Genomic DNA, 24662 nt, shown 5'->3' with positions numbered 1-24662 from the left:
ATTCACGGTATAAATACTATTGTGTATCAAGGCCGCCCGGTGCGGTAAAGATATTTACGAGGAGGGGTTTGCCAAAAAGCAAATCTCTCCTTTTAATTTGCTTTCGACATTCTTGTTTGCCAAATAAATGTGCTAATTTTGTAGTTTCAAACGTATATTGAAATGACAGAAGAGACATTATTGGAGCGGTTGAACGACGGTCAGCGTGCTGCGGTTGAGTATTGCGATGGCGCTTCCCTTGTGATTGCCGGCGCAGGTTCTGGCAAGACACGTGTGTTGACATATAAAATAGCTTATCTTTTGAAGAAAGGTATGCACCCGTGGAACATACTGGCACTTACTTTTACCAACAAAGCGGCTCGCGAGATGAAAGAGCGCATAGGTAAGCTTGTAGGTGCGGACGACGCACGTCGACTGAACATGGGAACGTTTCACTCCGTTTTTTCTCGTATACTGCGTGCGGAGGCAGACATAATCGGCTATAACCGGAATTTCACCATATACGATCAGAATGATTCCCGCTCTTTGATAAAGACCATAATCAAAGAGATGGCACTTGATGATAAAGTGTATAAAGCCTCGACCGTGGCCGACAGGATTAGCATGGCCAAGAACCGTTTGCTGCTGCCGATGGCGTATGCCAATAATACTTTGGAAGTGGCGGCAGACAGGGAAAGGAAGCAGCCGGCCATAAAAGATATTTATATACGTTATGCCGAGAGGTGCAGGCAGGCCAACGCTATGGATTTCGATGATTTACTGGTGAATACTTATGTACTTTTCGATACCAATGAGGATGTGCGTCGGAAGTATTCCGGGCTTTTCATGTATGTTCTTGTGGATGAGTATCAGGATACAAACTATGTCCAGCAGGCCATAGTTATGCAGTTGACAAAAGAGCATCGCCGTATATGCGTTGTTGGGGACGATGCCCAAAGTATCTATGGTTTCCGCGGAGCAAATATTGATAATATTCTTGGTTTTACCGACTCTTATGATGGAGCTAAATTATTTAAGCTCGAACAAAACTATCGTTCTACGCAGGCGATAGTGGAAGCGGCCAATAGTCTGATAAAGAAAAACTCACGTCAGATACCTAAAAATGTATTCAGTGAGAATGCTCAGGGTGACCGTTTGGTTTTCAAGCAGGCATATAGCGACAAGGAAGAGGCTATCATTGTATGCAATGACATACAGCGGATAAAATCGGTGACGCACTGCGGATATTCGTCTTTTGTCATTCTTTACCGCACAAATGCCCAAAGCCGGAGTTTTGAGGAGAGCATGCGTAAGATGAACATCCCGTATAGGATATACGGCGGATTAAGTTTCTATCAGCGAAAAGAGATAAAAGACATTGTGGCATATTTCCGTATGGTTGTCAATCCTGATGATGAGGAAGCGTTGCGCAGGATAATCAATTATCCTACCCGTGGCATTGGCGACACTACAGTGAAGAAAATAATGAATGCCGCCAATGAGGCCGGAGTAGGTCCGTGGGCGGTTATCTGTGAGCCGGACAACTATCCTACAGGTTTGAACAATGGAACATTGAGAAAGCTGGCGGACTTTCGTGCGTTGGTAGACGAATGGAGGGAGCGGTCAGCGACAGACGATGCATATCATTTAGGACACGATATAATCCAAGGCAGCGGAATAAGCAAGGATATTTATGGCGGACGTGAGCCGGAAGACATGTCAAGACAGGAAAATGTAGACGAGTTCTTGTCCGGTATGCAGGATTTTGTGGAGAGTAGAATGGAGGAGGGTATGATAAACCATGTATCGCTTGGTGACTTCTTGCAGGAGATAGCTTTGCTTACAGACCTTGACAGCGATGATGGGGATAATGACGATAAGGTATCGCTCATGACTATTCATAGTGCCAAGGGACTTGAATTTCCGAATGTCTTTATAGTGGGATTGGAAGAGAATATATTTCCTTCTCCTGCCAGTTGTGACAATCCGAGAGAGCTTGAAGAGGAGCGTAGATTACTTTATGTGGCAGTGACAAGGGCAGAGAAAAGATGTGTTATGACATGTGCGAAAAGTCGTTTCAGATATGGGCACATGGAGTTCAGTTCTCCGTCACGCTTCATACGTGATTTCGCTCCCGGTCTGATACGAATAGACTCGGGAAATAAATTTGATGACTCCGAGTATACCGTACCTCAATACAGTCACAGGCATAATTATGACGTTCGACGTCCACAACCGCAAGCGCGACCGGCAGCTACGCGACCGGTGCCTTCGAGATTGAAACCGATAACAGCCACTTCTTCTACTGTCACGGCAAAGCCTTTCGGGCAGGTAGGCGAAGGTTCTGTAATAGAGCATCAGCGTTTTGGAGTAGGACGTATTGTGAAAATAGAAGGAACCGGTGAGAACACAAAGGCGACGGTTGAGTTCAAAAATGCAGGAACTAAACAGTTGCTTTTGAAATTCGCAAGATATAATATCATTGAATGAAAGTTGTCCTAAATCTTTATTATATAGTGACTATTACTTTGTTTTTTAGGTTTATGTGTTTTGGTTGTTAAGTGTATTCACATGTTTCAGCCGAAGTGTATTGGAGTGTTTCGTCAATAATATACCAGTGTCCGGAAGCCACGGTGCATAGACCGTACCCCCCCCCCACCACACACGGTACATAAACGGTAACCACATGTCACATAACGATAAAAACAACACATAATAGTCCACGATATTAAAAACAAGTAAAACAACACACATAAACGGTAAATCACAGTATGGAATTCATAAAGACATGGGAGTTTTGTGTGAGAAACCGCATGGCCTGGATTTTATGGAAAGCCGTGATTAAGAACTTTACGTGTAAATAAGAAAGTCTCAATAATCGGCCGATGAATGCAAAAAAATATCATCTTCCTTATTTATCGGAAGATGATATTTTACTCTTTGGCAGATGTGATCTTTTCTTTTTCAGATATGCGGCCTTTCTGGCTTCGTATTCTTCCCGATGTTTTTCAAGATAGTTGTCTGCCATTATTCCTTTATAAACCTGTTGTATATCACGCTTATCTTTATTGGGTTTCTCGGGTTGTCCTTTCCGCCTACGAGTCGTGTGCTTTTCAGCGACATCTCGTTCGATACGTTGGTCACAGACGATGCCGTTGACGATGAATTGCGTGTTATCGAGATAGGTACAAGTACTACCTTGTTCCAGTCTTCTGATGCTTTCCCACTCATTCTGGCTTCATACATTGCCGAAATAAGCGTTGATATGTTGTTGAAAGTGTATGTGTTGTACGAACTGTTGTAAGAGGCCACGAACGATGTCTTGTAGTTCGGCAGTTCTTTTCTCTCGAAAAATTCGTACAGGCTGTCTTTGTGTACCATAAGCAGGTTCTGCGGTTTTCCGAAGGCGTAGTCTTCATCCGTGGCGTCGTTCATGGCGTTGAACACAATTTTTGCCGAGCTGATGGTGTCTTTATCGTGGTTGAGCTTTATCTCTTCCACGGGAATGGTCACTTCCGTGAATATTCCTGCCGGCGCTTTGATATATGTGCATGTGTTGTCTGCCGCAAGCCGATCTATGGTTTTCCTGTCGTTGACTATGTTTGTTGTCTGCATCACTTCTTCTGTGCCTGATAATAGCAATGTACCATTATATGTACTGTCATTCAAGTATTTGTAATATAGCGCCAGTTCTGTGAGATATACTTCCGACATCACGCCCAATCCGTCTGTAGACTTGATGTAAAAGCCAGGACATACGTTGTGAATGAAGTTGTATGAGTTTTTGAAATCATCGGGATTATCGAAATATTTCCTCATGATGTACGTTCCGTAGTTCTCATATTGGTTTCCGGCCGCGTCAATATACGGCTCGTTCAGCGGTATGCTCACAGACTCCATGTTTGTCTTGTCCACGATTTTGTAGCGTACGCTGTCGCTGAGATTAAGATCTACCGGTGTATATGTCTTGCTTTTCTTTATGGCGTTGGCATCGGTTCTGAGAAGGCCTGCCGTTTCCGGATTATAATTGGTATAGTAGGGGATGCCTTCTTTAATCGGTTGTGCCATTTCGTGTACGGTCAGACGCATGGGGTTCAGCGAGTCGCCGATAGACGAATAGAAATATATATTCAGTTTGCAAGAGTCGGCTATGATGTCATTGTTTTCATTACGGCTTACTATGCTGTCCTGTTCCGGAAGCAGTTTGCTGTCGTCAAACGATTCCAATACGGCGAATTGGGTAGTATAATTGCTCGTGACGTATGTTTTTGTCTCCGGGTCTTTGATGTGTCCCAAATAACTGTATTGGCTACTCGACAAAACGGAATCAATGATTATGGATTTTGTTGTGACGTTGAATGTGTCTGGGATGATGTCGAATTTGTCAACGTCGTTCGTAAGTGAGTTTCCTAATGTATCGGTAGTGTCATCGCATGCGGAAAAGCATACTGCCGCAATGGCAATACAGAATAATTGTTTTATGTTCATCATTATTGAAGTCTTGTGATTCTTAATGATTTAAATTTCTTTCTTTGTTGTCGTTTATTCTCCGCAGATACTGTTATAGAAAGATTCATATTGCTCTGCGAAATCTTCTCCCGGGTATTTGAGCAACGGTATATTGCTGTTTTCCGTATATTTTATCAGTTCACTGTCAACATTACCGTCAGCTTCTATCACGCCGTCTGAATAGTCTATCGCAAGTTTACCAAGCTCCCTGAAATCAAACGGGTCGTTGTATTTGGTAAACAAATCAGCTTTTGCATCCCTGAATTCGAGACATTTTTTGATGTTGCTTCCCAAATCGTTTTTCAGCTCGTTTGTGAAAAGTGAGGTAACAACCTTTGCGTTGGTAAACGACGGCTCGTCGTGGTATGCCGTCTTTACGTATAGTGGAATTACCGAGCTCATCCACCCTTGGCAGTGGATTATATCCGGAACCCAGCGTAGTTTCTTCACGGTCTCCAATACGCCGCGTGCAAAAAATATGGCTCTTTCACCGTTGTCGGTATAGTCATTTCCGTTTTCATCGGCCGCCATGAGGCGCTTTGCGAAGTAATCGTCGTTGTCGATGAAGTAAACCTGTATGCGGGAAGCCTGTATCGAAGCTACTTTTATAATCAGCGGATGATCAGTGTCGTCGATGATAAGATTCATTCCGGAGAGTCTTATGACCTCATGCAGTTGGCCGCGGCGTTCGTTTATGTTTCCCCATTTAGGCATGAACGTGCGGATTTCGTGTCCTTTTTCCTGTATTGCTTGGGGCAGATTACGTCCCATGGTCGAAAGGCCGCTTTCCGGGACGTAAGGAGAAATCTCCTGGTTAATGAATAATACTTTCTTTGTCATGACTTTGTTTTTAATCAAATGCAAAGTTACTAAAATATTTGGCAATTTCGAAATATAATATGTGATTTTAAGCGAATAGGCTTTTTATTTGGCATATTTTTACTCTATTCTTTCCTTTATTTGGCAAAAAAGTTGTTATTTTGCACCCGATTTAAATAAAAGCGTAAAAGCGTTGTTATTGCAATGAAAGTATTTAGTAGGATTGTTGATGTCCAGAACGAGCTTTTTGCTTATCGCAAACAAGCAAAGACGGTGGGACTTGTGCCTACGATGGGTGCCCTCCATGAGGGGCACGCCTCGCTTGTCAGGCGTAGTGTGGCGGAAAACGATGTGACTGTGGTTTCCGTGTTTGTCAATCCGACACAGTTTAACGACAAGAATGATTTGCGTAATTATCCGCGGACACTTGATGCCGATTGTGCTTTGCTTTCCGAGTGTGGCGCCGATATAGTTTTCGCCCCATCAGTGGAGGAGATGTATCCGCAGCCCGACAACCGTTATTTTGAGTTCCCTCCCGTATCTACCGTGATGGAAGGTGCTCATCGTCCCGGCCATTTTAATGGTGTTTGCCAGGTCGTGAGCCGCCTTTTTTATATCGTGAGGCCTGATAATGCATATTTCGGAGAGAAAGATTGGCAGCAGATAGCCGTGATAAAGGCGATGGTTTCCAGTCTCGGGTTAAGAGTGAACATAGTAGAGTGTCCTATAATACGTGACGAGGACGGTCTTGCCCGTTCAAGCCGTAATACGTTGCTGTCTCCGGATGAGCGTCTGATCGCTCCTGAGATATACAAGGTTTTGAGCGGGAGCATATCATATTCGGCAACCCACACTGTTGCCGATACGCACGATTTTGTGGTAGAAAAGATAAACTCCGTTGATGGTTTGGAGGTGGAGTATTTCTCAATCGTTGACGGAGACACTCTGCAGGATGTTCTTTCTTGGGATGAATCGGAACATGTCGTGGGCTGCATAACTGTATATTGCGGTAAAACTCCCATCCGTCTTATAGATCATATAAAGTATAAGTGACTATGATGATAAATGTGTTGAAGTCAAAATTGCATTGTGTCACTGTGACAGAGGCAAATCTTAATTATATGGGAAGTATCACCATTGATGAGGATTTGATGGATGCGGCAGGCATGATAGCTGGTGAGAAAGTGCAGATAGTTAACAATAATAATGGTGAGCGTTTTGAAACATATATAATAAAAGGCGAGAGAGGCTCTGGCTGCATCTGCCTTAACGGAGCCGCCGCACGTAAGGTGCAGGTAGGTGACGTGTGCATTATCATATCGTATGCGCTCATGGACTTTGAAGAGGCAAAGGCATTCAAGCCTACAGTTGTCTTTCCGAAAGAGGGCAATATGTTGTGATAAGGATTGGTTTCATCCTTGTCATTAGACAGTATCGGAACCATTTGAAAACCATTGTCGGAAATAGCTTTTATAGCAACCGATAGTTTGCCGATAAGTCATGATTAATGTTCGATATAGTCGGAATATAAATGTTCGATAAATCATAATTGTAAATGAAAATCCCGGTAAAAGAGCCTTTTACCGGGATTTTCATTTATAATTATAACGCTGTATTGATTATTCCATTATCACGAGATCATCCCCTTCCATAACGCTTTGTCCCGGTTGCACGCATATTGCTTTCACCTTTCCGGACTTTTCCGCATCGAGATTGTTCGCCATTTTCATGGCTTCCAGTACAACAAGGGTATCTCCTTCCTTTATTTCATCCCCTACGTTCACTTTCACGTCCTTTATCACTCCCGGCAGCGGAGCTTTCAAGGCATCCTGGTTGATTATCCTGCGGTTGCCCGACGGACTCGGCTGTTGTACAACCGGACGAACGACAACTTTCGGCTTCTCCGGCTTCACTTCCGGTTCAATCTCTACCTTATAGTCTTCCCCGTTAACCTTTATGCTGGCTATGTTGTCAACGATTTCGTCTATTGTTATTTCGTATTTATTTCCGTTTATCGTATATTTATATTCTTTCATATTACATTCTCCTATGTATCTTTATGGATGTTCGGTCATTGAAAAGGCGTGTCCGTTCCATTGGGTATCATGTTTCAAAATCGTTATCTTGCCCGATTCGTCATCGTGCACATTGTTTCCTTGATACTCATGAATGGCCAGTGCAATGGCTGCGAAAACTTCATTTTGTTGTTTCATGATTCATTTGTTTTATTCTTTAAAAAGAACTGAGAGAACGATATACACGCATTCTCCCAGTTCTTGCTGAAATCTCTGAAATTACATAGGGATGTTTCCGTGCTTCTTGGCGGGCAGGCTCTCGCGTTTTGTGGCGAGTTGAGCCAGTGCGCGGCAGATGCGGAAACGTGTGTTGCGCGGTTCTATCACATCGTCAATGTAGCCATACTTGGCCGCTTGATAAGGATTGGCGAACATCTCTGTGTATTCTTCTTCTTTTTCCGCAAGGAAAGCGTTGGCGTCTTCGCCTGCGTCTTTCTTTGCTTTTGCTTCTTTTGCGCAGAGGACGGCAACAGCTCCCGATGCTCCCATCACGGCAATCTCGGCCGAGGGCCATGCATAGTTGAGGTCGGCACGCAATTGTTTGCAACCCATCACGATGTGACTTCCGCCATAGCTCTTGCGCAGTGTGACCGTAATCTTTGGAACGGTGGCTTCTCCGTATGCGTAAAGCAGTTTCGCACCGTGCAGTATGACAGCGTTGTACTCCTGTCCCGTGCCGGGCAGGAATCCGGGAACGTCTACGAGTGACACGATAGGAATATTGAATGCGTCGCAGAATCTCACGAAGCGTGCGCCTTTACGGCTTGCGTTAACATCGAGAACACCTGCATAGCATGAGGGCTGGTTGGCGACAATACCGACGCTCTGGCCGTTGAAACGTGCGAAGCCGACAATGATGTTCTTGGCGAATTTGGGTTGTACTTCGAAAAACTCACCGTTGTCAACGATAGAGCCGATCACCTTGTACATATCGTATGCCTCGTTGGGGCTCTCGGGAATGATCTCGTTCAGTGTGTCTTCCAGGCGGTCGATCGGGTCGTCGCAGTTCTTTCTCGGAGCCGTCTCCATATTGTTGGAAGGTATGTAGCTGAGCAGGGTTTTAATCATCTGGATACCCTCTTCCTCTGTCGACGCGGTGAAATGGGTCACGCCGCTCTTGGTTGCGTGAACGCTCGCGCCGCCGAGATGTTCCTGGTCGATATCCTCTCCTGTCACGGTCTTCACCACTTTCGGACCCGTGAGGAACATATATGAGGTGTTCTCCATCATAAGCGTGAAGTCTGTGAGTGCCGGAGAGTAAACCGCTCCGCCAGCACACGGGCCGAAAATACCGCTTATCTGTGGGATGACACCGGATGCGAGGATGTTACGCTCGAAGATCTCTCCATATCCGGCCAGGGCGCATATTCCTTCCTGGATACGTGCGCCGCCCGAGTCGTTGATGCCTATCACCGGCGCGCCCATCTTCATGGCCATGTCCATTACCTTGCAGATCTTTTGCGACATGGTTTCCGAAAGCGAACCTCCGTTTACGGTAAAGTCCTGGGCAAAAATGAAAACAAGACGACCGTCGATTGTTCCCGAACCAGTCACCACGCCATCTCCGAGATACAGTTTCTTCTCCATTCCGAAGTTGGTGCAACGGTGCAGTTTGAACATGTCATACTCTTCGAAGCTGCCTTCGTCGAGCAGCATGTCTATACGCTCGCGTGCTGTGTACTTGCCGCGTGCGTGCTGTTTTTCTATTGCTTTCTCACCACCGCCGATACGGGCCTGTTCGCGCTTTTCGATGAGTTGCTTGATTTTTTCTAATTGTTTGCTCATTATTCTTTATTTTTAGTGTTCGCAAAGTTCTGTAAGAATGCCGACAGTAGATTTCGGATGCAGGAACGCGATGTTCAGGTTTTCCGCACCTTTGCGCGGAGCCTTGTCTATCAGCTTAATTCCTTTCTCGTCGCACTCGGCCAAAGCGTTTGCCACACCGTCTTCGATGCAGAATGCCACGTGGTGTACACCGTGGTTGCCTTTGTCAAGCCATTTCTGTATAGTACTGTCGGGTGATGTCGGTTCGAGAAGTTCGAGCTTGACCTCGCCGCATTTCAGGAAGGCTGTTTTCACTTTCTGGTCTGCCACTTCTTCGATATTATAACACTTCAATCCAAGTACGTTCTCGAAATAAGGAAGAGACTCCTCTATGCTCTGCACCGCGATACCGAGGTGCTCAATGTGTGAAATCTTCATAACTTTATTTTTAATTATGTTATCTTTTAAATTCCTGCAAAGTTAATGATTATTATTAATAATTATGTATGTATTTACGAAAATATTGTTAAGCCGTCAGAACTCAAACAGTACCTTTCCGTTTATCTGTCGGCCGGTGAGATAGTTGGGCACGGCATACTGTTGGTTGGTGACATCCGTCACCCAATAGTACGAGTTGACGTTGCTTATGCCGAAAAGGTTCAGGCAGTCTATGCCGAGCCATATATTCTTGAATACGCTTTTTTTCTTTTTGTCTTCATTGTCGTATGCCTTGTAGCTCATGCCCACGTCGGCACGCTTGTATGCCGGAGCGCGAAAATGCTGATATTCCAGTCCTTTGTGCGGTGCTCCGAACGGCAGACCGTCTGCGAAAGCCAGTTTCAGTGTCATTTTCCAGCGTTCCGTTCCGGGGAAATAGTCCGTGAAGTGCAGGTTGACGCCGTATCTCTGGTCGGTAGGCATTGGAACCCACATACCGTTCATTTTCAGTTTTGTGCTCATCAGTGAGAATGTCACCCATGAGTCTGTGCCCGGCACAAACTCACCGTATAGCTTGATATCTATGCCTGCCGAGTATCCGCTGCACTGGTTGCCGTTGTAGTATGTTATTTTCACGTTGTTCACGTTGTAGGGGATTATGTTTCCCAATGCCTTGTAATAAGCCTCGGCCGTGAACTTGTACGGTCTTTCCTTCATTTTGAATTTATAGTCGAATGCCGCCACGAAGTGTATCGAACGTTGGCTTTTGATTTTCTCGTTGAGCGTGACCGTCGTGGCTCCGTTTGCCATCGTGGTGTCTCGCAGTTCTTTGAAAAACGGTGTCTGATAGTAAATACCGGTAGCCAACCTGAATGTTATGTCCTGGTTGAATGCCGGTATGATGGCGAGCGACATTCGAGGCGACACCACCGTCTCCTTGTTGAACGACCAGTGGCTGAACCTCACGCCGAAGTTGAGTGTGTACAGTGTCTGCCGTTCCGTGCCTGTCGAGAATCTGTAAGTGTCTTGTACATATCCTTCGAGACGGTTGCTGCTCAGCGTGTTTTGTGATTTCATGGAATATATCATGTCGAGCCGGTCTGGAGAGTGGGGGATGGAGTATCCGCTGGAATCCCTCATCTCGTATTCGCGTGAGTTCTCTTTTACTTTTTCAATCTTGTATGTCAGTCCTGCTTCGAGGTCGTGCCGTTTCATCTTGTGCTTCATCATCAGTTTGAAGTTCTGTACATCGGCTGTCAGGTAGTTGCGCGCGTGCTCCATATATGTGCCCACTCCGAGATTGGTGCTCGTCTGCGTGTCGTCGAGCCAGTACTGGCCTTGCGTGTCATAAGTTTCCTGCTCTTTTGTGTGAAATGCCGATGCAAGCAGCGACAGGGATGTGTTCGACCCGAAATGGCGCGATATGCTGAGCGTGCCGAACAGGGTCCTGAATATGTCTTTCTCGCGTCCGTCGAAATATACGCGGAACGATTTTACGTTTTCCAGTGTTCCGAACGATGTCTCACGGTCTGTGGGAGTGAAGTTGTAGTGGTTTTCCGATATGTTGCCTATCAGGTCGATCGTCCACCGTTGGTTTGGCCTGTAACTTATGTAAGTCTGATAATCGAGGAAGTTCGGGTCATACTCTCCTTTGGTGTCGAGCGAGCCGAGCAGATACCTGTTTGTCTTGTATCTGACACTGTGGCTCATGGAGAACTTCTTATTGCCGAAACCTATGTATGCCCCGGCGCCGAGCAGCGATGCCGAGACGCTCGCTTCGAACTTCTTCGGACGCCTGTATGTTATGTCGAGAGCCGACGACATCTTGTCGCCATACTTCGCCTCAAATCCGCCCGACGAGAAAGCTATCGACTCTACCATGTCCGGATTGATGACGCTGAGACCCTCCTGCTGTCCGCTTCGTATCAGAAGCGGGCGGTATATCTCCACGTTGTTGATGTACACGGAGTTCTCGTCGAAACTTCCGCCCCTGACATTATACTGCGACGACATCTCATTGTGGGTCGACACTCCCGCCTGCTGCTGTATCAGTTCCTCCACGGCGTTGCCTGTAGCCGTTGGCACTCCTTTGATGTCTTTTATGTCCAGCCGTTCGGTTCCGGTCGTCTGGCGGCGTTTCTCGCTGATTACCACCTCCCCGAGAGCGGCCATCGACGGTAGTGTCACCTCGATGTTGAGTTTTCCTTTCGGCCTGCGGAACACTCTTTTGCGGGCGTTGTAGCCGATCATGGAAAACTTGACTACCACGCTGTCGGCCGAGCTCAGCGTTATGCTGAACTCTCCTTTCAGATTGGTTGCCGTCACCTTGCCCTGTTCAAGACAGGACACTGTTGCCAGTTCTATCGGGTTGTGCTCCTCGTCCACTACCTTGCCGGTAAGAGTGAAGTTGTCTGCAAGGGTTTGCGTGCATGCCGCCATGAGGATGATGAGCGTTATGACATATCTCGGATAAATCTTTTCCATCAAATTAAATAACGCATAATTTCGTTTATTATTGCGTGGTACGGATATTAGCGGTACATCCAGCAGGCCATGGCGTTCAGCCACCTTACCGATATGCGGAACCATCTGAACGTGCTTGCCGGTTTGCCGCCGAAACGCAGGATGAACTCCCTGAACGGGTTTTTGCTGAACGGCAGTCCCACGTCCATGAAAAATATATGGCCGTACCCGTTGTCGTACGCATGTCTGATGGCGTGCCATATCGTCATCGTGTCGGGATGTAGTCTGATGAAGCTCTTTCTCCTGAAAGCCGCATACCACAGGTAAGCATTGCCGTCCGAGTATACGCAGGCGCAGCATCCGATGGTCATGCCTTTGTATTTGGTGATGAAGAGCTTGCCGGAGCCGCTGTCTTTAAGACCTCTGAAAAATATATCGCCGGGTATGTAGCGTTTGGGTTTCAGGATGTTGTGCCTGTGCATCAGTTCCGAGAACGCGGCAAACTCTTCGTCTCCTTCTACCTCCTTTGTCTCCACTCCCTTTTTATATCCGTCTTCTATGTATCGCTTTGTCTTACGGCCGAGCCGTTCTTCCGGTGCTTTGCTGTGCAGTGAGTTGTGTATGCTCATCCAGTGTACGGGGAAATAGCCGGCCGTCCTGAACTGCTTATATCCGAACATCTTTGTACTTATGTGGCTGAACTCGAAATAAAGAACCTTTCCCTGCAACTCTTTTGTCAGCCTGCTTAGCACCAGGCCGAACAGTTCACCTTTCGGATAGCCGGCCTCTTCGGTGCGCTTGTCATTATGGTGGTAGTCGCCCTCTCCGTGTATGCGGCAGTGGCGGTATATGTATGGAGGAAATACTGAAAACCTATGCCGCACAACGGCAAGCATGTTGCATAGCACTTTGCCGTCGGCATCTGTCGCTACGGCCATGTATGGCACATGGCGGGGTGTCTGTTCGTATAGCGCGAACAGTGATTTGCCGTGAAAGAAACTCTTGTATTCCATTGTTGGCAGATCTTCGCTGCGTCGGTATATGGTGACTGCGACATCCTTCATAGTGCAAAAATACGAAAACTTTTGATAAAAACGCTATTATTCAGACATTTAATGCGGATTGGCGCTGTAAACGGTCGTGGGGTGCCTGGCGGGTTTGCGGATGTGGGGATAATGTTTTTATGCCGGTGTGTTTGCTGCCTGTTTCGGATTGTTTTTCCTTCACATAGAGTATGGTTGCGTAAATTCGGAATTATGTTTACAAACAGCCTCTCATATTTCGTTTTTTTTAAAATTAAAGTCAGGGCATTGAAAATAAGCGGATTTTGAGCTGTTTTTATAAAGTATTGATATGTAGTCGGTTACGTGGATGGCGCGGATTCTCCTTATGAAATATGCCGGTTTTCTGTTGTCTTGTTCATTTATATTTTGCAACGGGTGTCCCGTTGGCCCGCATTCGGTATCCCGTTGTATTGTGACGGGACGCTAAACGCAGCGCAACGGAGTGCTAAACGTGAGGCAACGAGCCGCTCGTTGCGAAAAAACTTGTTTCTGGGCGCAGTGTGGTATATGGATGTATATCGTGTTGCCGTTCCGGTTTGAGAAAAAGCATAGTCGTTTTTTTATGATAATATTATTACATGACGTATTATGCGGGCGTTAAAAAAATGCGGTACACACACGTAACAGAAAAAAAACGATTATCTTTGCATACAGGTGTATAAATCATATATATTGTTATGACAGACTTTAAAGAACTTGTGAAACTGCGTCGCAGTCACAGACAATTTGACGGAAACGAGATTGATGCGGATGACTTGAAGACAATAATCCGTGCCGGACTGATGTCGCCAACCTCAAAAGGACAGCGTGGCTGGCATTTCATAGTGGTCGACGATAAGGAAGACATAAACAAGCTGGCCGATGCCAAGGACATGGGGTCGCAGTTTCTCAAAGGCGCTCCGTTGGCGATAGTGGTGCTTGGCGATGCCATGCGGAACGACTGCTGGGTGGAAGACGGTTCGATAGCGGCCATATCCATGCAGTATCAGGCAGAGGAACTCGGACTGGGCACATGCTGGATACAGATGCGAGGCAGGGGGCTGAGCGACGGGATGGATGCCGACTCCATAATACGTGGCATACTCGGCATTCCCGACAATTACAGCGTGCTGTGCGTGCTGGCGGTAGGCAGGAAGGCTGATGAGCGCAAACCGCAGAACGAGGATAAGTTGAAGTGGGAGAATGTGCACATAAACAAGTTCTGACAATGAGGGTCGTCTTAATCGGTGCCGGTCGGCTGGCTCACAATCTGGGGCAGGCGTTGCTATGTGCCGGACATGATATCGTGCAGGTGTTCAGCCGCACCCGTGAGTCTGCCGCAGCACTGGCAGAGAAGGTAGGAGCCTCTTCGGTTACCGATGTCGAGGCCGTGATAAGTGATGCCGACATATATATAATATGTGTCAGCGACTCGGCGTTGCGCGATGTGGCTTCCAGTGTATGTCGCGGGCGGGAGCACAGGCTCTTTGTCCATACGGCGGGTAGCATGCCTGTCGACGTGTTCAAGGGCTTGGCGGAGCGCTACGGGGTGCTTTACCCTATGCAGACGTTCTCCAAAGAGAAAACGGCTGATTTCAGCGTGATACCGTTTTTCATTGAGGCGTCTGACGAGATTACGGCAGGTGAGATAGCGGGATTGGCCGGAACGGTTGGCGGTAGTGTCACAAAGCTGTCGTCGGCTTCCCGCCGCACGCTTCATCTCGCGGCCGTATTCGCTTGCAACTTCGTGAACCATTGCTACGCGTTGTCGGCCGACATTCTTGCCTCTGAGGGAATACCGTTTGATGTTATGCTGCCGCTGATAGACGAGACGGCGCGCAAGGTGCACGGTATGTCGCCGGCATCGGCGCAGACGGGGCCTGCCGTCAGGTACGATGTGAATGTCATCCGCCGTCAGAGCGGCATGCTTGCCGACAGGCCGCTGATGAAAGATATATATGAACTGATGAGTAAAAGTATTCACAGAAAAGAGTTGGACAATGATAAACTATGATTTGAAGAAAGTGCGTGCCGTGATATTCGATGTTGACGGAGTGCTGAGCATGCAGACAGTGACGCTGCATCCGAACGGAGAGCCTATGCGCACCGTCAACATAAAAGACGGTTATGCGATACAGCTGGCACAGAAATCGGGCTTGCGCATCGTTATTCTCACGGGAGGAAAGACTGAGAGCATACGCAAGCGTTACGAGGGACTTGGCGTCGAGGATATATACATGGGATGCTCCGTGAAGTTGAAAACATACGAGGAGTTCCTCGCCAAGTACGGGCTTGGCGACGACGAGGTCATATATATGGGCGACGACATTCCAGACTATGAGATAATGAGGCGTGTGGGCTGTCCGGTATGTCCGGCAGACGCTTGTCCCGATATAAAGGACATTTCGGTTTATGTAAGCGACAAGACCGGTGGAAACGGTTGCGGCCGTGATGTAATAGAACAGGTGTTGCGCGCGAAAGGGCTGTGGCTCAGCGGTGCCAAAGCATTCGGGTGGTGATATGTTGGATAATTTAAAGAAATACAGGATTGTGCTGGCGAGCAACTCGCCGCGCAGGCGTGAGCTGCTTGCCGGACTTGGAATAGATTTCGAAGTGCGGGTATTGCCGGATATAGACGAGAGCTATCCCGAAGGAAAACTCGCCACGGCCGATATCCCCCGGTATATAGCCGAGAAAAAAGCTGAAGCCTATCTTGACCGTATGGGGAGCGATGAGCTTATAATAACGGCCGACACGGTGGTAATTGTGGGCGATGAGGTGCTCGGAAAGCCTGCTGACGGTGATGAGGCGAGGGTGATGTTGGGAAAAATCAGCGGTAGAACCCATCAGGTTGTCACTGGAGTCTGCATCGTCACGTGTGGCAGAAGAACGTCGTTTTCTGTCAGTACGGATGTCACCTTCAAGGTTCTGACAGACGAGGAGACAGACTATTACATATCGGAATACCGTCCGTTTGATAAGGCAGGGGCATACGGTATCCAGGAGTGGATAGGTTATGTAGGTGTTACGGGTCTTGAGGGCAGTTACTTTAATGTAATGGGCTTGCCGGTACAGCGTATATACAGCGAACTGCTCGATTTCTGAGTTTTTTCCGTTGCCGTACTAAACGGCTCGACGCCATAAACAAATTTTCGGCCATCGGCCGCATGGATATCTTTTATTTACGGGATGGTTGTCATCACCGTATATTCATGCGGCCGATGGCCGAAAGTTTGTCGTATTTTGTCCTATTAGTAGCTTCTGGCTATTATCACACGGCACTTGGCAGGTTTGCCGCTTACCATGTCGACACCGGGAGTCTGCTCGTATGCAAACGGCACGCAGCGTATCGTGGCTTGGGTGTCTTCCTTGATTTTAGCCTCGGTCTCGGCCGTGCCGTCCCAGTGGCAAAGGAAGAAACCGCCGTTCTTCACTTTCTCCTTGAATTCCTCGTAGTTGTCGCACTCATACACGCGCTCGTCACGATACTTGCGCGCTTTTTCGAGTATGTTCTTCTGTATGTCATCGAGCAACTTACCGGTATATTCCACTATACCGTCCAATGATACCGTCTCTTTTTCAAGCGTATCGCGGCGCATTACCTCGACGGTGTTGTTTTCAAGGTCGCGTCCGCCCATGACGAGACGTACCGGAACGCCTTTCAGTTCATAGTCGGCAAATTTAAATCCAGGGCGTTTATTGTCCGCATCATCATACTTGACACTGATGCCGGCAGCCCTGAGGGCGCTTATCACGGGAGTGAGCTTCTCGGTGATGGCTTGTAATTGCTCCGCACCCTTGGTTATAGGAACTATGACAACCTGTATCGGAGCAAGTTTCGGAGGCAGTACGAGACCGTTGTCGTCGGAGTGTGTCATGATGAGGGCGCCGATAAGGCGGGTCGATACGCCCCATGATGTGGCCCATACATATTCGGGCTTGTTGTCTTTGTTAAGGTATGTGACGTCAAAAGCCTTGGCGAAGTTCTGTCCGAGGAAGTGGCTGGTGCCGCTTTGAAGGGCTTTTCCGTCCTGCATCATTGCCTCGATGGTGTATGTGTCGAGGGCTCCGGCAAACCGTTCGGTCTCGCTTTTCACGCCCTGCAGTACCGGCACGGCCATCCATTGCTCGGCAAACTCGGCATAGACGTGCAGCATTTTCTTTGCTTCCTCTTCCGCCTCCTCGCGTGTGGCGTGGGCGGTGTGTCCTTCCTGCCAAAGGAATTCGCTCGTGCGGAGGAACGGGCGGGTGCGCATTTCCCAACGCATCACGTTGCACCATTGGTTGCACATCAAGGGCAGGTCGCGCCATGAGTGAATCCAGTTCTTATATGTGTTCCAGATGATGGTTTCCGATGTGGGACGGATGATAAGCTCCTCGTCGAGACGTGCGGCCGGGTCTACCTCGACACCGCTCTTGTCTTCCTTGGCACGGAGACGGTAATGGGTGACAACGGCGCACTCTTTGGCAAATCCTTCGACGTGCTCGGCCTCTCTTGAAAGGAATGACTTGGGTATAAGAAGCGGGAAATAGGCGTTCTGTGCGCCTGTCTCCTTGAACATGTTGTCAAGCTGGCGTTGCATTTTTTCCCATATAGCATATCCGTATGGCTTGATAACCATACATCCTCTGACGGCAGACTGTTCCGCAAGTTCAGCCTTTACGATAAGATCATTGTACCACTGACTGTAATTGTCGGCTCTTTTTGTTAGTTCTTTTAGTTCCTTAGCCATGTTTCTTACTTATTTTATCATAATTTGATTGCAAAAGTACAAAAAAAAGTTGTAAACTGTTCAGTATTGGGATAAATAGACTATCTTTGCATCAAATTCGAGTATTAATTAATAGTTTAATAGCAATATGAAAAAGTTTAAGATTTTTACTTTTGTTCTCTGTCTTGGTATTGTATTGACAGGATGTAATAACACTCAGAAAGGTGCCGCGATCGGTACGGGTGGTGGAGCCGTTTTGGGTGCGATAGTAGGTAAAATAGCCGGTAATACCGGAGTGGGAGCCGCTCTCGGAGCCGCTGTCGGTGCCGGTACGGGTGCTATAATCGGTAATCGTATGGACAAGGCAAAGAAGAGAGCCGAGGCTGTTCAGAATGCCCAGGTTCAGGAGGTTAAAGACGCTAACGGACTTCCTGCCGTGAAGGTGACGTTTGATTCCGGTATCCTTTTTGCCACAAACAAGGCTGACCTTAACACTGCGGCAAAGAATTCCCTGGCAAGTTTCGCCAAGGTGCTTAACGAGTACAAGGATTGTGATGTGGCTATATATGGCCATACCGACAATACCGGTTCTGACGCAATCAACCAGCCGCTTTCCGTAAGCCGCGCCAACAGCGTGTCCAATTACTTGAAGAGCTGTGGCGTTTCCGCTTCACAGATCAAGTCTGTTGAGGGTCAGGGTTCGTCAAATCCTGTTGCCGACAACTCGACTGTTGAAGGCCGCAAGCAAAACCGCCGCGTGGAGGTTTACATGTATGCAAGCGAGCAGATGGTTAAGGCCGCAGAGAACGGAACACTTCAATAATATGCTGTTGTTGAAGAAAATCAAGAAGATTTTAAGATGGATGGTGGTAGTCTTTTTAGGCTCCACCATTCTTTCTGTTGTGGCTTTACGTTTCTTGCCGGTTTATTTCACTCCGCTCATGTTCATAAGGGTGGGGCAACAGGTTATGGAAGGCAAGGAAATACGTTTGCGTCATACGTGGGTTCCGCTTGAAAAAATATCTCCCGATTTGCCCAAGGCCGTCATGGCAAGCGAGGATTCACATTTTCTTTCACATCATGGATTTGACTTTAAGGCTATAGAGAGCGCCGCTCGACGTAATCTCAGAAGCAACGGCAAGCGTAGGTTGGGTGCCAGCACTATATCACAGCAGACGGCAAAAAATGTTTTTTTATGGCCCGGACGCACGTGGACAAGAAAGGCGTTTGAGGTATATTTCACCGCTCTTATCGAATTGATGTGGAGTAAACAGCGCATAATGGAAGTGTACCTCAATTCCATTGAGATGGGCGACGGTATATATGGGGCTGAGGCTGTGGCACGCTCTAATTTCGGATGTAGCGCCGATGAGCTTACAAGCGGGCAATGTGCGCTTATCGCCGCGACTTTGCCGAATCCAATCCGTTTTGATTCTTCTCGTCCGAGTCCTTATGTCATAAAACGTAAAGCAAGGATACTTCACGAGATGAAATACGTAAAAAAACTCCCTCGTGAAGGTGAGGATATAGGCAAATGACGCTCTTTTACTCGATATTGTCTTGTCGGGTGTTTATACATTTTATTTATTGCTTATTCCGTTTTTTTATTTTATAGCTTACCTTAATTATGCCTACCGGCAATTGCCGAGTAGACAATAAGTTTCGTGTATCTTTTCTTTGGGAGTGGGGCAATTGAGTTTTTCTGTTTGTATGCGGTTGACTTTGCCTTGTGTGCACGGTCTTCTTTTGTGCTTTCTGTCATATATGTAAAGCGCACAGAGGCTCCCGGCAATGTGTTCCGGGAGCCTCTGTGAACAGCCGTCTACTGGCTGTCGGGCGCTTTTGCTCTCATATATATAGACTGTGTGTCGGTATTGTTATATCGTTCGCTTTGCGCTGTAGTCTTGCTTATGGCGGCATTCCTGCTTTTTATTATAGCGCGTTTTTTATTGTTGCGCGGTGTTTCCGCTCAGTGCGGCATGTATGAATGTCGGCATCACGTCTTTCGCCAACACCGTTTTCGAACTGTCGAGCATGTATATGGTGGGCATTGCCCTCAGAATGTAAGTTCCGCGCCGCTGTATATCCGAAATGTCGAAGCCTGCGAGCCATTCGGCCGGTAGCGAGTCCTTGGTTTCGTCCCACAGTTTGCGGTCGCCGTCGGAATATATAGCGAGCACGGTCACCCTGTTTTCTTGAGTGGCTTTGCGCAGTGCGGCATCATCTTTCAGCTCTTTCATTATTTCGGTGCAGTGTCCGCAGTCGGGGTCGTAGAACACGAGTACCGTAGTCTCGGCTTTTGTGCCGTGCAGCGAGCGTCGTCGGCCGTGCCTGTCTGTGTATTCGAAGTCGGCCGCAACGGTTCCGAGACGGTTTTTCTTCGCCGCTTTAAGGGCGAAAGCCGGTTTGGTCTTTTCCGTGTCATCGAGCAACGGGCTTCGCATGATTTCTTCGAGGAAAGTGATATACAGTTCTTCGTTGAGCATTGGTGAGTTTGGGTCGTAGAGATATTTCTCTGCCATGTGCTGTGTGCCGTGTGAAGTGACCCCAAAAAGTGAGCTGCACCCCAAAAGTTAGACAAAAAACTTTTGGGTGCAGTTCACGTGTGTCATCGGATGTCAAGGTCTTTTATTACCTGTTCGAGAAGCCCCTCGCATGCATCTTCGAGCAGCTCGATGACAAGCTCGAAGCCTCTGTCGCCGCCATAATAAGGGTCTGGCACGGATGTGTGTCCGGTGTGATTGCGAAGAAAGTCGGTCATCATCACCACACGGCTGCGCTCGTCTTCGTTGCGTGCCATGGCTGTAATGTCGGAATAGTTGTCGTCGTCCATCACCACGATATGGTCGAAACGCTTGAAATCGTCTCTCGAAAACTGTCTCGAACGGCTGCTGAAATCATATCCGTGGTCGGCTCCGTGGCTTCTCATCCGCCTGTCGGGCAGTTCTCCCTCATGCCAACCGCTGACACCGGCCGAGTCTATCTTAATCCTGTCTTCCAGGCCCCTGCGTTCCACGATGTGTCTCATTATTCCCTCCGCGGCCGGTGACCGGCATATATTGCCGAGGCATACGAACAGCAACGATGTGTTTTCTTTTATCTGTTTCATTGTCGTTTTGGTATGATGACGCTCTGCATCGTTAGGCTTTACACACGGTGGCCGGCGTCGGTTTCTATGCCGCAAAGATAGTGATTTTTACGCAAATAACGGCCGTCATGCCCGCAGTGTGCCAAATGGCGTGTGCGTATGGTGGCCGATATGCCCGTTTTTTTATAAAACCGCCGATAAACAATCATGGCGCAACCGGGTTGCGGCCCTGTCGCGCCATGATTATAGTATTAGAACACCTCCTTAACTTTTCTTGAATAATGATGCGATAAACAATAACGAAACGGCTCCGATAACCGCGGTCGCAAGCTGACCGATGGTTCCGCCCCAATAGATCCCCAGAGCATTGAATATCCAACCACCAAACGCTCCACCGACAACACCGAGAAGCAAATTGATCAAGCAGCCGTAACCGCCGCCTCTCATAATCTTACCGGCTAAGAAACCGGCTAAAATTCCGATAATAATCGAACCAATTAATCCTGTCATAACTCTCAAATTTTAATGCGTTAAACAATCTTTTTACTTATCTCATGCATCAGCTTCGGGCATCTGAGGGCAAGCAGTGTTGTGTTAATCATGGTTGCGCTCGACCTCGCGTTCATGCCTTTAAGTCTTGACACAGTGCAAAAATAAGGAAGAAAGACAGAGAAACGAAATATTTATAGATAAGTATTCACAAAAAAAGTTTATCTTTGCCATTATAAAGATAGATTAAGAAAAAAGGGAGCTTATGAACAGAATTTGTGATTTATTCGGCATCAAATACCCTATTATACAGGGCGGTATGGTGTGGTGCAGCGGATGGCGGCTGGCCGCTGCCGTGAGCAATGCCGGCGGCCTGGGACTGCTCGGCGCCGGGTCTATGCATCCGGAAACGTTGCGGGAGCATATAAGAAAGATGAAAGCGGCCACGGACAAGCCTTGGGGTGTGAACGTTCCGCTGATGTATCCTGAGATTGACAGGCTGATGGGAATAATCGTTGAGGAGGGTGTGAGAATAGTTTTCACTTCGGCGGGAAGTCCGAAGAAGTTTACGCCGATGCTCCACCAGGTCGGAATAAAGGTCGCTCACGTGGTGTCGAGCAGCCTTTTTGCACGTAAATGCGAGGAGGCCGGTGTGGATGCTGTCGTTGCAGAGGGATTTGAGGCCGGAGGACACAACGGCCGCGAGGAGACTACGACGATGGTGCTCATACCCCAGGTGAGGCAGGCTGTGGACCTGCCGCTGATAGCGGCGGGAGGAATAGGCAGCGGCAGAGCCTTTGCGGCGGCACGGATGCTCGGTGCCGAGGGCGTGCAGATAGGGACATTGTTTGCCCTTGCGGCAGAAAGCTCGGCCTCGGAGGCATTCAAGCGGAAGTGTGTCTCGCTCTCGGAAGGCGATACCATGCTGTGCCTGAAAAAGATTTCACCGACCAGACTGGTTAAGAACAGCCTGTATGATAAGGTGGCCGAGGCGGAAGCACGCGGGGCAGAAGCGGATGAGTTGCGTGAGATTATAGGCAAGGCGGCTTCAAAACGTGGAATATTCGAGGGCGATACAGACAACGGTGAGCTTGAGATAGGCCAGATAGCGTCGGCAGTGGATGAAGTGATACCCGCCGGTGAGGTTATAGGACGGCTGGTGAGCGAGTATCGTGATACACTCGGTGGGATTGCCGCTGAAGAATAATCAGGTGGTAAGATGAAAATATAAGAAAATCGGCTGAAGATGGAAGCCATCTTCAGCCGATTTTCTTTATGTGCCGCAGGCACTGATTACTCGTCGGCATCGTCAAAAGCGGCGTTGTGCTTTTTCGCCCAGTCGGTCCAGTCGCTGACTTTCACCAGATTGAACGACGCCAGTGTCTCGCCGGTATCCCAATCGTCGAGGTATCCTCTGAAACGCATGCCTCTGCCCACAGAGTATAACTCGTAGTCACGGATTATTATCCGATAGCCGTCATCGTAGTCGAGAAGGATCCGTCCGTTTCTCACTTCCCAATAGAATTTCGAGCGGTACACACGGTTCCAGTAGTATGAATAATCCTCTTCATAGCCGTATCCGCCGTTGGAGAAATCTCCGTCTTGCACGAACTGTATCTCAGTGTCCCACTGTCCGTCACGTCCGTATCTGTCGTTATAGTACTCGCCTTGTATCGTTCCCTGCCAGATACCGTTCATGTCGTATGCCTGATCCACGTCATCGTCAGTGCAACTTGCAAGCGAAAAGACCGTGAACACAGCCATCACAAGCGTCAATGTGTAGTTGTAAACCTTTCTCATATAATTAAGTGTTTATTTATTTGCATGTCGCAAAAGTAATAATTATTTTCCATGCCGCCAAAGTTTTTATCCTATTCCGGCATAGGGTTTCTCCTACTTTTGACAGGGGATTTCTCTTTGCCGATAATATGCGAGCGCTTTTACGACAGACAAAACGTTTGTTATTTGCCATTCGTTTTTTTGCCAAACTCAGGGTCTATTTTCAGGAATGACGACACAATGAACGTGAGTGAGCACGTAAGCATGACTATGATGAAAAACGTTCTGTAGCCCACCGCCTCCTGCAATGCGCCGGCAAAAAGTCCGGGTATCATCATTGAGAGAGCCATGAGGGCGGTGCACAGCGCGTAATGGGATGTTTTGTGCTCGCCCCTGCTATAATATATAAGGTATAGCATGTATGCGGAAAAGCCGAAACCGTATCCGAACTGCTCCACAAATACGCAGGCATTGATTATTATCAGGTCGGAAGGCATCGCATAACTGAGATATACATAAACTGCATCGGGAAGCGTGATGGCGCATACCATTGGCCAGAGCCAGTGTTTAAGACCGTGGCTTCCGGCTGCTATCCCACCGAGAATGCCGCCCAATGTCAGTCCAACTACGCCCACAGTGCCCTGCACAAATCCATATTCGGCGGGCGAGAGGCCGAGTCCTCCGTTATGACCGGGGTCGATGAGAAACAGGGCCGACACCTTTGTGAGCAAGCCTTCGGGCATGCGATAGAATAGCATGAAGCATATACCCGCCCATACCTGTGGCTTACGGAAGAAAGTGACGAAAGTGTATTTCAATTCGGAGACAAGCATGCTGCCCGTCATACCGTCTCTGTCGCTGTCTTCGTCGGGACGCGGCAAAGCCCAGTTGTGATATAGCCAGAGGGCTATTAGCATTCCCGCCATGAAATAAAACATAAGGCTCCACGAGTAGCGTACGTTGCGGGTGAGCACTTCGAGGTTGCCCGCCAGCATCACGAGGAAGCCTTGTCCCACTATGGTGGCTATGCGGTAGAACGTGGAGCGGATACCGACAAACAGTGCCTGGCAGTGCTGGTCGAGCCCGAGCATATAGAAACCGTCGGCCGCGATGTCGTGAGTGGCGCTCGCAAAAGCCATCAGCCAGAAGAAGAACAGCGTGCCTTGCAGCCACCACGGTCCCGGAACGGTAAATGCCACACCGCCCAGCGCAGCTCCGACGAGTAGCTGCATGGCCGTTATCCACCAACGCTTTGTCTTGACAAGGTCTATGAACGGACTCCAAAACGGCTTTATGACCCACGGCAGGTAGAGCCATGATGTGTATAGGGTGATATCGGTATTTGACATACCGAGACGCTTATACATTATCAGCGATATTGTCATCACCGTGACGTATGGTATTCCCTCGGCGAAATATAGCGTGGGAACCCATGCCCACGGACTGCGTGTTTGCTTCATTTGCTTTGCTTATCTTTATATCTTTCTTTTTAAATCGGGAAACA

25 protein-coding genes are annotated in these 24662 nt (G+C 48.0%); 10 read left to right on the top strand and 15 right to left on the bottom strand.

What is annotated here, in order from left to right; all coding sequences use genetic code 11:
- Positions 1-162: 162 nt before the first annotated feature.
- Positions 163-2469, top strand: coding sequence for an ATP-dependent helicase (locus HPS53_RS00215; protein ID WP_172203727.1), 2307 nt, complete (start codon positions 163-165; stop codon positions 2467-2469).
- Between the two features lie 421 nt (positions 2470-2890).
- Here the strand turns inward: HPS53_RS00215 and HPS53_RS12535 are convergent, their stop codons facing one another.
- The 3 genes from HPS53_RS12535 to HPS53_RS00205 are packed head-to-tail and all read right to left on the bottom strand — an operon-like array spanning position 2891 to position 5328.
- Complete coding sequence (locus tag HPS53_RS12535; protein WP_253942785.1) at positions 2891-3007, bottom strand: dehydrogenase; 117 nt, start codon at positions 3005-3007, stop codon at positions 2891-2893.
- Positions 3007-4470, bottom strand: a complete 1464-nt coding sequence (locus HPS53_RS00210; protein ID WP_104368893.1) for a DUF4270 domain-containing protein — start codon at positions 4468-4470, stop codon at positions 3007-3009. The genes HPS53_RS12535 and HPS53_RS00210 overlap by 1 nt, the downstream gene beginning before the upstream one ends.
- 51 nt (positions 4471-4521) lie before the next feature.
- Positions 4522-5328, bottom strand: a complete 807-nt coding sequence (locus HPS53_RS00205) for a glycogen/starch synthase (protein WP_104368892.1) — start codon at positions 5326-5328, stop codon at positions 4522-4524.
- 183 nt (positions 5329-5511) lie between these two features.
- Here HPS53_RS00205 and panC point away from each other — a divergent pair, with 183 nt between their 5' ends.
- Together panC and panD are read left to right on the top strand one after the other, a co-directional pair.
- Complete coding sequence (gene panC, locus HPS53_RS00200) at positions 5512-6360, top strand: pantoate--beta-alanine ligase (RefSeq protein WP_172203725.1); 849 nt, start codon at positions 5512-5514, stop codon at positions 6358-6360.
- Positions 6361-6362: 2 nt separating this feature from the next.
- Positions 6363-6707: an aspartate 1-decarboxylase gene (gene panD, locus HPS53_RS00195; protein ID WP_104368890.1), complete on the top strand. Its 345-nt coding sequence runs from the start codon at positions 6363-6365 to the stop codon at positions 6705-6707.
- 219 nt (positions 6708-6926) lie between these two features.
- On the opposite strand, the gene HPS53_RS00190 is transcribed toward panD, so the two are convergent.
- From HPS53_RS00190 to HPS53_RS00165, 6 genes are all read right to left on the bottom strand, one after another.
- Positions 6927-7343 (bottom strand): biotin/lipoyl-containing protein, encoded by a 417-nt coding sequence (locus tag HPS53_RS00190; protein WP_104368889.1) that lies wholly within the window; start codon positions 7341-7343, stop codon positions 6927-6929.
- A 21-nt stretch (positions 7344-7364) separates the two neighbouring features.
- The gene (locus tag HPS53_RS00185) at positions 7365-7520 is read right to left on the bottom strand and encodes a hypothetical protein (RefSeq protein ID WP_172203723.1); all 156 of its coding nucleotides are present in this window, start codon (positions 7518-7520) and stop codon (positions 7365-7367) included.
- An 81-nt stretch (positions 7521-7601) separates the two neighbouring features.
- Complete coding sequence (locus tag HPS53_RS00180; RefSeq protein ID WP_104368888.1) at positions 7602-9167, bottom strand: acyl-CoA carboxylase subunit beta; 1566 nt, start codon at positions 9165-9167, stop codon at positions 7602-7604.
- Positions 9168-9179: 12 nt separating this feature from the next.
- The gene (mce, locus tag HPS53_RS00175; protein WP_104368887.1) at positions 9180-9584 is read right to left on the bottom strand and encodes a methylmalonyl-CoA epimerase; all 405 of its coding nucleotides are present in this window, start codon (positions 9582-9584) and stop codon (positions 9180-9182) included.
- A 96-nt stretch (positions 9585-9680) separates the two neighbouring features.
- Positions 9681-12068, bottom strand: coding sequence for a carboxypeptidase-like regulatory domain-containing protein (locus HPS53_RS00170; RefSeq protein WP_371741716.1), 2388 nt, complete (start codon positions 12066-12068; stop codon positions 9681-9683).
- Between the two features lie 47 nt (positions 12069-12115).
- Positions 12116-13111, bottom strand: coding sequence for a GNAT family N-acetyltransferase (locus tag HPS53_RS00165; RefSeq protein ID WP_104368886.1), 996 nt, complete (start codon positions 13109-13111; stop codon positions 12116-12118).
- A 677-nt stretch (positions 13112-13788) separates the two neighbouring features.
- Between HPS53_RS00165 and HPS53_RS00160 the strand changes: the two genes are divergently transcribed.
- From HPS53_RS00160 to HPS53_RS00145, 4 genes are read left to right on the top strand one after another with little or no spacing between them, the layout of a single operon-like run.
- Positions 13789-14316 (top strand): nitroreductase family protein, encoded by a 528-nt coding sequence (locus tag HPS53_RS00160; protein WP_172203721.1) that lies wholly within the window; start codon positions 13789-13791, stop codon positions 14314-14316.
- A gap of 2 nt (positions 14317-14318) precedes the next feature.
- Positions 14319-15104 (top strand): Rossmann-like and DUF2520 domain-containing protein, encoded by a 786-nt coding sequence (locus tag HPS53_RS00155; RefSeq protein WP_172203719.1) that lies wholly within the window; start codon positions 14319-14321, stop codon positions 15102-15104.
- Positions 15091-15609, top strand: a complete 519-nt coding sequence (locus HPS53_RS00150; protein ID WP_104368883.1) for an HAD family hydrolase — start codon at positions 15091-15093, stop codon at positions 15607-15609. Before HPS53_RS00155 ends, HPS53_RS00150 begins: the two co-directional genes overlap by 14 nt.
- 1 nt (position 15610) lies before the next feature.
- On the top strand, positions 15611-16195 hold the full coding sequence (locus HPS53_RS00145; protein ID WP_104368882.1) for a Maf-like protein: 585 nt from the start codon (positions 15611-15613) through the stop codon (positions 16193-16195).
- Between the two features lie 146 nt (positions 16196-16341).
- Here HPS53_RS00145 and proS read toward each other — a convergent pair whose 3' ends face one another.
- On the bottom strand, positions 16342-17823 hold the full coding sequence (gene proS, locus HPS53_RS00140) for a proline--tRNA ligase (protein ID WP_104368881.1): 1482 nt from the start codon (positions 17821-17823) through the stop codon (positions 16342-16344).
- Between the two features lie 127 nt (positions 17824-17950).
- Here proS and HPS53_RS00135 point away from each other — a divergent pair, with 127 nt between their 5' ends.
- Both HPS53_RS00135 and mtgA read left to right on the top strand, forming a co-directional pair.
- Complete coding sequence (locus HPS53_RS00135) at positions 17951-18625, top strand: OmpA family protein (RefSeq protein ID WP_104368880.1); 675 nt, start codon at positions 17951-17953, stop codon at positions 18623-18625.
- Position 18626: 1 nt separating this feature from the next.
- Positions 18627-19340, top strand: a complete 714-nt coding sequence (gene mtgA / locus HPS53_RS00130) for a monofunctional biosynthetic peptidoglycan transglycosylase (RefSeq protein ID WP_172203717.1) — start codon at positions 18627-18629, stop codon at positions 19338-19340.
- Positions 19341-19748: 408 nt separating this feature from the next.
- Here the strand turns inward: mtgA and HPS53_RS00125 are convergent, their stop codons facing one another.
- From HPS53_RS00125 to HPS53_RS00115, 3 genes are all read right to left on the bottom strand, one after another.
- On the bottom strand, positions 19749-20324 hold the full coding sequence (locus tag HPS53_RS00125) for a DUF5106 domain-containing protein (RefSeq protein ID WP_172203716.1): 576 nt from the start codon (positions 20322-20324) through the stop codon (positions 19749-19751).
- 86 nt (positions 20325-20410) lie between these two features.
- Entirely contained in the window at positions 20411-20911 is a 501-nt protein-coding gene (locus tag HPS53_RS00120) for a low molecular weight protein-tyrosine-phosphatase (protein WP_172203714.1), read from the bottom strand.
- 243 nt (positions 20912-21154) lie between these two features.
- On the bottom strand, positions 21155-21400 hold the full coding sequence (locus tag HPS53_RS00115) for a GlsB/YeaQ/YmgE family stress response membrane protein (protein ID WP_104368877.1): 246 nt from the start codon (positions 21398-21400) through the stop codon (positions 21155-21157).
- Between the two features lie 244 nt (positions 21401-21644).
- Here HPS53_RS00115 and HPS53_RS00110 point away from each other — a divergent pair, with 244 nt between their 5' ends.
- The gene (locus tag HPS53_RS00110; RefSeq protein ID WP_172203712.1) at positions 21645-22586 is read left to right on the top strand and encodes a nitronate monooxygenase family protein; all 942 of its coding nucleotides are present in this window, start codon (positions 21645-21647) and stop codon (positions 22584-22586) included.
- Positions 22587-22672: 86 nt separating this feature from the next.
- Here HPS53_RS00110 and HPS53_RS00105 read toward each other — a convergent pair whose 3' ends face one another.
- Together HPS53_RS00105 and HPS53_RS00100 are read right to left on the bottom strand one after the other, a co-directional pair.
- Entirely contained in the window at positions 22673-23179 is a 507-nt protein-coding gene (locus HPS53_RS00105; protein ID WP_104368875.1) for a hypothetical protein, read from the bottom strand.
- A 161-nt stretch (positions 23180-23340) separates the two neighbouring features.
- Positions 23341-24618, bottom strand: coding sequence for an MFS transporter (locus HPS53_RS00100; RefSeq protein ID WP_104368874.1), 1278 nt, complete (start codon positions 24616-24618; stop codon positions 23341-23343).
- Between the last annotated feature and the right edge of the window lie 44 nt (positions 24619-24662).

Source organism: Prevotella sp. PTAC (assembly GCF_013166535.1).
GTDB lineage: Bacteria > Bacteroidota > Bacteroidia > Bacteroidales > Bacteroidaceae > Prevotella.
This window is presented reverse-complemented; position numbering and strand designations above follow the sequence as displayed.